Annotated in this window: 5 protein-coding genes; all 5 read right to left on the bottom strand. The window is 60.8% G+C overall.

The genetic code is table 11. From position 1 onward, the window contains the following. Window positions 1–191: 191 nt before the first annotated feature. Complete coding sequence (locus tag DWV48_RS01305; protein ID WP_118652633.1) at window positions 192–374, bottom strand: hypothetical protein; 183 nt, start codon at window positions 372–374, stop codon at window positions 192–194. A gap of 52 nt (window positions 375–426) precedes the next feature. Further along, window positions 427–3,852 carry a LamG-like jellyroll fold domain-containing protein gene (locus DWV48_RS01300; RefSeq protein WP_233546013.1) on the bottom strand — a complete coding sequence of 1,142 codons (3,426 nt, stop codon included), beginning with the start codon at window positions 3,850–3,852 and terminating at the stop codon, window positions 427–429. A 569-nt stretch (window positions 3,853–4,421) separates the two neighbouring features. Further along, on the bottom strand, window positions 4,422–6,059 hold the full coding sequence (gene groL, locus DWV48_RS01295; protein ID WP_118652631.1) for a chaperonin GroEL: 1,638 nt from the start codon (window positions 6,057–6,059) through the stop codon (window positions 4,422–4,424). A gap of 121 nt (window positions 6,060–6,180) precedes the next feature. Then, window positions 6,181–6,468, bottom strand: coding sequence for a co-chaperone GroES (gene groES, locus DWV48_RS01290; RefSeq protein WP_118652629.1), 288 nt, complete (start codon window positions 6,466–6,468; stop codon window positions 6,181–6,183). A gap of 335 nt (window positions 6,469–6,803) precedes the next feature. Next, complete coding sequence (locus DWV48_RS01285) at window positions 6,804–8,453, bottom strand: amidohydrolase (protein ID WP_118652627.1); 1,650 nt, start codon at window positions 8,451–8,453, stop codon at window positions 6,804–6,806. Between the last annotated feature and the right edge of the window lie 103 nt (window positions 8,454–8,556).

Raw genomic sequence — 8,556 nt, 5'->3', positions numbered from 1 at the left:
TCGAAATTTATCGATGGCCTATTTCAGACTGTAATGGGTGGAACAAGGCCGGGGCTCTTCGTGCGCACCATTTCGCATCCAATCGCTCGATAAACACCTCGAGCTATTGTATACCTGCGTACAGGATTGAACATGACGAGGGGCGCCCGATATGTGTCGACCATGCAAGACAATAGTGGCTGTTTTGTCTTTCATAGTCGCCACGCATGCATGGGCGGTAAAACGATCATGCACCATTGCGCCTTCGACACAAAAACCCGCGCGCGGTTCTTGACCTGCGGCAGCTCAGGGTCAAGCCAGTCGTCGCTCATGTAGACCGTCTTGCCGTCGAGCTCGCACTCGTACCAATCGGTGCCAAGAACCTTGCCGGTCACGTGGACCGCGATGCAAAAAAGGATCCGCCCTCAATGGACGGATCCTTTTTGACTAAACGCGACGCTTGCGAGCACGTGCGCCGGCTATTGTCGTTGCGACACCGACAGCCACGCCACCTGCAACCATCAGCGTCGAGGCATCGCCCGTTTGGGGCAGGCCTCCCTGGGGCTTCTGCTCGGGCTTTGGCGTGGGTTTGGGGTCGGTCGGCTTCTCGGACGGTTCGTCCGGCGTCGATGCCTTGGTCCACTTGGCACTCAGCACCAGATCGCCCTCAATCGGCCTGCTGGAATCGAACGCGGTGCCGTCCTCATAGAACCAGCCCTCAAAAACCCATCCCTCGCGAGTGAGCACGGGAAGCTCCTCGGAGAGCTTGCCGTCCACCACATCAATGGTCTTGTACGGCTCGCCATCGAGCATAAGCTTGATCGTGTAGACCGTCGGTTCGGGCTCGGGCTCCGGATCGGGATCCACCGGCGGCTCCTCGGAGCCATCACCAATGGCCACGATCGTGAAGGAGTGCGGGGCGAGCTCAAGCTCATACGTGGCACCCGTTGCCTCCTCGGTGCGCTCCTCAATCGCCAGGTTCTCAGGGTTGGCGAGGTCGTTCTCCTGGTAGAAGCTGTCACCGGCAAGCGTCTTGATCTTGAGCGTCTTGCCCGTGAGATCCATGCCGTTCACGGCGAGCGTGACCTTCTGCGACAGCGCGGCATCGGCACCGGCCGTTTCAACGTCGTTCAGGCCCAGGTTGACAATGGCAATGTAGACGGTGCCGTTCTCGTCGGTCGAGGCCATGACGGAATGCTGGGATACACCGTTGGAGAGCGTTCCTTCGTTCGAAAGCGACGTGCCCACCATCTTGGAGCCAAAGCTGCCATTCAGCATCTGGAAGATGTGCGCGCTCGGCGTGGAGAAGAACTTGAACTCGCCGGTTCCGTCCTTCTGGTTGTCCAGGTTGCCCTGGGCAACGGCCTGGATAACGGCTTGCTGGGTGGGGCCAAGCGAGTCGGCGCCGCTGGAATAGTAGTCCACCAGACAGTGCTTTTGAATGTAGGGGCTCCCCTGCTCGGCATACTCCATGATGGCGCGGGCAATGTAGAGTGCATGCGTCTGCGAACGCACCATGGTATTGGTCGAGCGGAAGATGCCGTACTCCGAAATGACCGGCACCTTGGTGTTGTCGCCCGTCACCTTGCGCATGTAGTCGACATGCCTCTGCACGTTGTTGGCAACACCGTCGCCCAAGCGCATGACGTCGAGGTACCACTGCGTCTTGTTCTCAACCGTAGGGGTGTTGTCGTTGTTGGCGGGATTTCCCACCTTGTTGGTGTAGGGATGCACAGCCATGCCGTCGTAGAGGGCGTCGGCGTTCTTCTCGTGCATCTTGTCGACGAAATTGTCGGCCTCCCACGAGGTGTAGATCTCGATCTCGTCCTGGGTTCCGGCATCTTTGTTGATCTGATCCATGGTGCTGCGCATGGCTTGGGAGATATCGATGAAGCCATCGCGCTCGACCTGGTAATCGACCTTGACCTGCTTGCCCTTCTCGGGGATCGCGCCGTGCTCGCCATCGCCGAAGGTGAAGAAGCCGGTAGTCATGTCGAGCTGGTAGACCTTGTCGCCTGCTTTGGCGGTCTTGATGTCGTCGACGGCCGTCCAGAGCTCATCGTCCACGTAGACCTTGACGGAGTCCTTCACGACCGCGTCACGAGCCTTGCCGCTCTCATCGGTGCGCGGGATAAGTGCGTAGCGGCAGGCGAATTCCTGGTTCTTCTCACCCGTGGAGTAAGACTTGGCGACGTTCCAATCGCCACGAATGACGGCGTACTGCTTGTTGAAGGTCGCGGTGCCACCGTCTACATAGCCCTCAAGGGCACCACCGTTGACGTTGGGCATCCAATACTGCTGCGAGGCAGTGCCGTCATCGCCGCCCTGGTTGTTCTCATTGCCGATCTCGAAATAACGGATGCCAAAGGGTTCGGGGTGGCCGAGCTCAGCGCGCCTATCGGCCCAAGCAACACCACCGTTGGGGTTGGTACCCTGCTCGGCGTTCAGGAACTCGACCATGTCGGCAGCGTCGAGCGCGTCACCGCGGCCGATGCCGTAGACCATGATGATCTCGGAGTTCATCTGCTCCGCGAACTCTGCGACCTCGAGCAGGCCGAACGCAGGTATAAAGCCCGCCTGGCCCTGGTTGTTATAGAAGCCGTGGATCTGCGGGGTGCGCTCAATCTCTTTGGTGCTGGGATCGAGGTCGCCAATGGACTCGGTCCACACGTAGTTATTGGAGATTGTGCCGCCCGGGTAGCGCAGGGAGCCAAAGCCCGCCTGCTTGTAGAGCGCGGCGAAGTCGTCCTTAACGGTGCCGTCCGCGTTCACGGTGCCATAGCCGTAGTTGGAATACCGATGGTTGATGCCAAAGAGCGAATCATCGATGTCGCGGCCCACGGCGGACGGGTCGATGTTGATTGTGGCACCCAGCGCGCGCACGGCGGCGACTGAAGCGGCCAGCTCGGCCTTGGCAGCCTTCATGGCCTCGACGTCCTTGCCCTCTATGGCAGCATTCGCCTTGTCGATAGCGACCTTGAGAGACTGGTACTCGGCAGCGTCCTTGGTAGAGGCGTCGTCGTAAAGCTTTTGCGCAGCTTCAACATCGCGCGCGAGCTCGTCGGCGATGGTGATGTCGCCGTACGAGGCATAGAGCTGTTTGACCTGCTGCTCGGTCAGGACGGTATCGAAGACGCACAGCTCGTCGATTTTCCCTTGGAAGCGGGACATATCGTTGGGGTTCTTGTGCTCGCCGATGATGAGCTTCATCATGCCGGCGGGAAGATTCTCCGACCAAGCGCCTGCGCCCGTCTTTTGACCATTCACATAAAGCGTCACATTGCGGGGATCGCCAGTTTTAGTAAGAACGAGGTGCTCCCAGCTGCCGCGCTTGGGATCGTTGCCCAAAGGAATATCGTTACCACCGACGTACGAGACGAACTCGCCATTAGCGCGCTGATACAAGAGCGTACGGCCTTGATCGGCGAACTGGAGCAACGCTGTCTTCTCGCCAGGGTTCTTGTCATCGGACTTGACCCACAACGAGATGGAGTACTTCTGCTGAGAGTCAACGGCCTTATCGACGCTGACATCGAAGTCCTTGGTCTTATCGGCCAGACTGAGCGAGTCGCCGAGCGCCGTTAGATCACTCGCCTCGACCTTTGCGCCCTCGCCGCTTACCGTCAGCTTGAGGTCCTTCTTGGTGCCCTCGTTGACGTAGGTGCCGTCCTCGCTCTTCTTTTCAAACGACCAGTAACCTTGGGCGGTCTGAGGCGTCACCGTTTGGTCGGCGATCGCCGGAGGAGCCGCAAACACGCACGTCGCCGTGACAGCCGCGCCCGCGAGCGCGTAGGCGATCACATGACGCGGGCGCCTCAAGACGTTGCGAAATAACGGACGCCCCGCCATCTCGAAGCTCTGCCTTCTTCCCATCTGTCTCCCATCAACCTTGCTGCATGCGCAGCCCAGCATATCCGGCCCAATGTAACGAACATTTTCGAACATTATGTCCGCATTTCGATTAACGGTCGGTAATTCCATCGCAACGGTAGGTTGAAATGGAGGGAGTTTTTTATGTTGGAATTAATGGTGTTTTAAATCAAGGCAGCACATGGGGAATGCGCAACAAGAGATAGATGCGCGACATTAGATTGTTCAAACCAATCGAACATCTTCAAACACGTAGAACCCCCTCTCCATGTCAAGAGGAGGGCATCTCGTGAATCGTTCGCCTACCATTCTGTCGAGCATACTGGACAAGACGATCCCGTTTAAAATGCCGACGAACATGACGAAGCCGCCCCGTTCTCGAGCAACGATGCGCAAGATGTAGGGCAGAACGCATAGACCCTAAAGCACCCTCCCCCACCACAGCCCATACAAGGCCGTAAACGCAGGAATCCCCCGGCGGATCCCAAAGCGCGACTTCTGAGCGGCATTGCCGCGAAGCTGAGCGCGTGGGACCGCCGGGGGATTCCGGTGGGAGTTTTAGGCCTTACGGCTTAGTACATGCCACCGCCCTGGGCACCCGCGGTAGCAGCCGCGATGGCGTCCTCGAGCTGGGTGTTCTTCGGCACGTCGGTGACGGTGGCCTCGGTGATGAGGATGAGGCTCGCCACGGAGGCGGCGTTCTGCAGGGTGGTGCGGGTGACCTTGACCGGGTCGAGCACGCCCATGTCGATCATGTTGCCCCACTCGCCGTTGGCGGAGTTCAGGCCCTCGCCCGCGGGGAGCTCGGAAACCTTGTCCACGATGACGGCGCCCTCGTAACCGGCGTTCTTGGCAATGGTGGCCACGGGAGCGGTCAGCGCCTTCTTGATGATGTCGATACCGATCTGCTCCTCGGGGTCGGAGACCTCGAGACCCTCAAGCGCGGGCAGGGCGTCCATGAAGGCGACACCGCCGCCAGCGACGATGCCCTCCTCAACGGCCGCGCGGGTAGCCTGCAGGGCGTCCTCGACGCGGTGCTTGATCTCCTTGAGCTCGGTCTCGGTAGCGGCACCGACCTTGATGACGGCAACGCCGCCGGAGAGCTTGGCAAGGCGCTCCTGGAGCTTCTCACGGTCGAACTCGGAGTCGGTGTGCTCCATCTCGCCCTTGATGGCGGCAACGCGATCGGCGATGGCGTCCTTGGAGCCGGCACCGTCGACGATGGTGGTGTTGTCCTTGGTGATGGTCACGCTCTTGGCGGTACCGAGCATGTCGGCGGTGATGTCGGCGACCTTGATGCCGAGCTCGTCAAGGGCAGCCTGGCCACCGGTAAGGACGGCGATGTCCTCGAGCATGCGCTTGCGACGGTCACCGTAACCAGGAGCCTTCACGGCGCAGACGTTGAGAGCGCCGCGGATCTTGTTCAGGACGAGCGTGGGCAGAGCCTCGCCGTCGATGTCCTCGGCAATGATGAGCAGACCCTTGCCGGCGCGGGAGACGGCCTCGAGCACAGGCATGATGTCCTGCACGTTGGAGATCTTCTGGTCGGTGATGAGGATGTAAGGATCCTTCATCACGGCCTCCATGCGGTCGTTGTCCGTGACGAAGTACGCGGAGACGTAGCCCTTATCGAACTGCATGCCCTCGACGGTGTCGATGGTGATATCGAAGGTCTGGGAGTCCTCGACGGTGATGACGCCGTCCTTGCCCACGACATCCATGGCGTCGGCAATCTTGGCGCCGACCTCGGGGTCGCCGGCGGAGATGGTGCCGACGGACGCGATCTGCTCCTTGGTCTCGACCGGCTTAGCGAGGGCCTTCATCTCGGCGACGGCGGCGTTGACAGCCTTGTCGATACCACGACGGATGGCGAGCGGGTTGGCGCCGGCTGCGACGTTCTTGAGGCCGTCGTTGACGATGGCCTGGGCCAGCAGCGTGGCGGTGGTGGTGCCGTCACCCACGGTGTCGTTGGTCTTGGTGGCAACCTCCTTCACCAGCTGAGCGCCCATGTTCTCGATGTTATCCTCGAGCTCGATCTCCTTGGCGACGGAGACGCCGTCGTTGGTGATGGTGGGAGCGCCGAAGGAGCGCTGCAGTGCCACATAGCGGCCCTTGGGGCCCATGGTAACGGTCACGGCGTCTGCCAGGGTGTTGACGCCCTTGGCGAGCTTGGCGCGAGCGTCAGAGTCGAACGTAATGTTCTTTGCCATTGTTCAATCCTCCAAATGAGTGAAGTTGGATGCCGCCTGCGGCTGAGTCGCGCGCCGCAGCGGCGAGAACGAGTACCACGCCTCAATTTAGGGACAGGCACTAAATTGAGGTCCGGAGATGCTACTCGACGACGGCGTAGATGTCGTCGGCGCGCATGAGGAGGTAGTCCTCACCGTCGACCTTGATCTCGTTGCCACCGAACTTGCCGTAGATGACAACATCGCCCTCGTGAACGTCGAGCGGCAGGCGCTCGCCCTTGTCGTTGAGCTTGCCGGCGCCCACGGCGACGACGGTGCCGCGCTGCGGCTTCTCCTGGGCGTTGCTGGCGATGTACAGACCAGAAGCGGTCTTCTGCTCAGCAGCGTCGGGCTTGATCAGAACGCGATCTGCAAGCGGCTTCAAAGACATGTTCGTCTCCTCCTTTGCTGGCACCCCGGCTCCACGCCAAGGCCCATGCGGTTTATGTACGCGATGAATAGTACCCAGCTTCCAGAAGTTATACAACACGACTTCAAAAAATCTTATAAACCGGCACTTAGATTTCCTGAGCGCTCATTGGGTATCGCAAAGACGCGATCGAGCATCGATTGCTTTCCGGACGTCTGAAGGCGTTTTAGGACATTTTGACCCCATTTCCGGACATTGTCCGCAAAGGCGTGCATCTTGCCGATGAACCCCAGTTGCCCACCGCTAGCTAACCGTTCACGAGCATGGACAATCCATGCAGAACACCTCGGCAACCGCTACCGCTCGTAGACCCGTTGACCACCCACGTAGGTGACAAGCACCTGCGCAGATTGGATCTCCTCCGGGTCGCACACGGTGATGTCGCGGTCCAGCACTACGAAGTCAGCCAGGTAGCCGGGCGCAATTTGACCGAGCTCGTGCTCGCGGCCCACCGCCGCGGCGCTGCCTGCAGTGTAGATGCGCAGCGCGTCTGCGGCACTGATGCGCTCGCTCGGCAGCCAGCCGCCCGAAGGTTCATGGGTAAACGGATCCTGACGCGCAACGGCACAATAGAGCACATCCATGCTGGTCACGGCCGTGATGGGTGAATCAGTGCCAAAAGCTTGCTCAACGCCACGCGCTGTGTACGTCGCGAATGGCCACATGATGCGGCTGCGTTCGGGGCCGAGGTCGCGCTCGGGACCACCCGGGTCGAGGGTGATGTGCCCAGGTTGCGAGCTTGCCAGCACGCCAAGATCTGCCAGGCGGTCGATGTCCTCGGGCAGGAGGTTCTCTAGGTGCTCAAGGGTGTTGCGGCCCTGCATAGAAGCACCGTACCAAGCCAGCGCCTCCTCAAAGATGTCGAGGGCCTCGTGAATGGCGCGGTCACCGATGGTGTGAATGCGCACGGAATGACCGCGCTCGGCAGCCGCCAGCACCAGCTCGCGCATATGGTCCGTGGGCACCGTGGGACGCCCACAGTCGCCGTCGAAGCGCGCGTTCGTGTAGGGCTCGGTCAGCCACGCGGTATGTTGGCTGCTCACGCCGTCGAAGAACTGTTTGAAACCCGGGGCACGCAGCAACGGGAACTCATCACCCGCGTAACGGTCCTGCAGATCCTCCAGGCGCGACTGGTCGTCGAGCAGCGTGGGGTACATATGCACGCGCAAGGTGAGTTTGCCCTCGCGCGAGAGTTTCTCGTATACGTCGTCGCGAATGAAATCGCAGCCGGGGTGCGGCATGAGGGCCATATCGCAGATCGAGGTGATTCCCTGCTCCGCCATGCGAGTCATCTGGTCCTCGTAGGCGCGGGCGATGTCGTCCTCGGTGAGCCACTCAAGGCACCGCGGGAGCAGCTCCATGGCAGCAGCCTCGCGGATGATGCCCGTGAGTTCGCCGTTCTCGTCGCGGTCGTAGCTGCCGCCTTGCGGGGGCACGGAATCGCGGGTCACGCCGAGGGCCTCGAGGGCGCAGGTGTTCATCCACAGCGTATGGCCATCACCCGAGTACATAACGCACGGGCGGGTGGGAAATGCCTCATCGAGCGAGCGCTTGGTGGGCGGCACGGGTGGGTCCCAACGGTAATCGCGCCAACCCTGCGTGACCACCCAGGCGTGATCGGGCAGCCCAGCGGCGAACTCAACGGTGCGCGCCACGAGTTCGGCCTCGCTTTCGCCCATGTGCATGAGCAGGTACGGGGATGCGCCAAGCGCGGTATGAAAGAAATGCAAGTGGGCGTCGTGAAAGCCAGGGCAGATGAAGGCGTCGCCGAAGTCGAGCACCGGCGTGTCGGGCACGCAGGCGGCGATCACGTCGGCGGGTGCGCCTACGACGACGATGCGGTCGCCTGCCACGGCAAACGCTAGGGGCCGCGCCGCGTCCTCCCCCACCTCACTCGTGAACACCCTGGTAGATGTGATCACATAGTCGACCTGACCGATTTCCATCTTGCGCTCCTGCCCACATATCGGATTGTATCTACTTGAAATTGTTGGGCAAATACCCCGGAAACGCAAACCACCTATGCCCAAGGCGGGTTTGCCTATGCCC

It is taken from the genome of Collinsella sp. AF08-23 (assembly GCF_003479805.1).
In the GTDB taxonomy this organism is placed as follows: Bacteria; Actinomycetota; Coriobacteriia; order Coriobacteriales; family Coriobacteriaceae; genus Collinsella.
The sequence above is the reverse complement of the archived record's forward strand: the minus strand, read 5'-3'. Positions and strand labels throughout refer to the sequence as shown.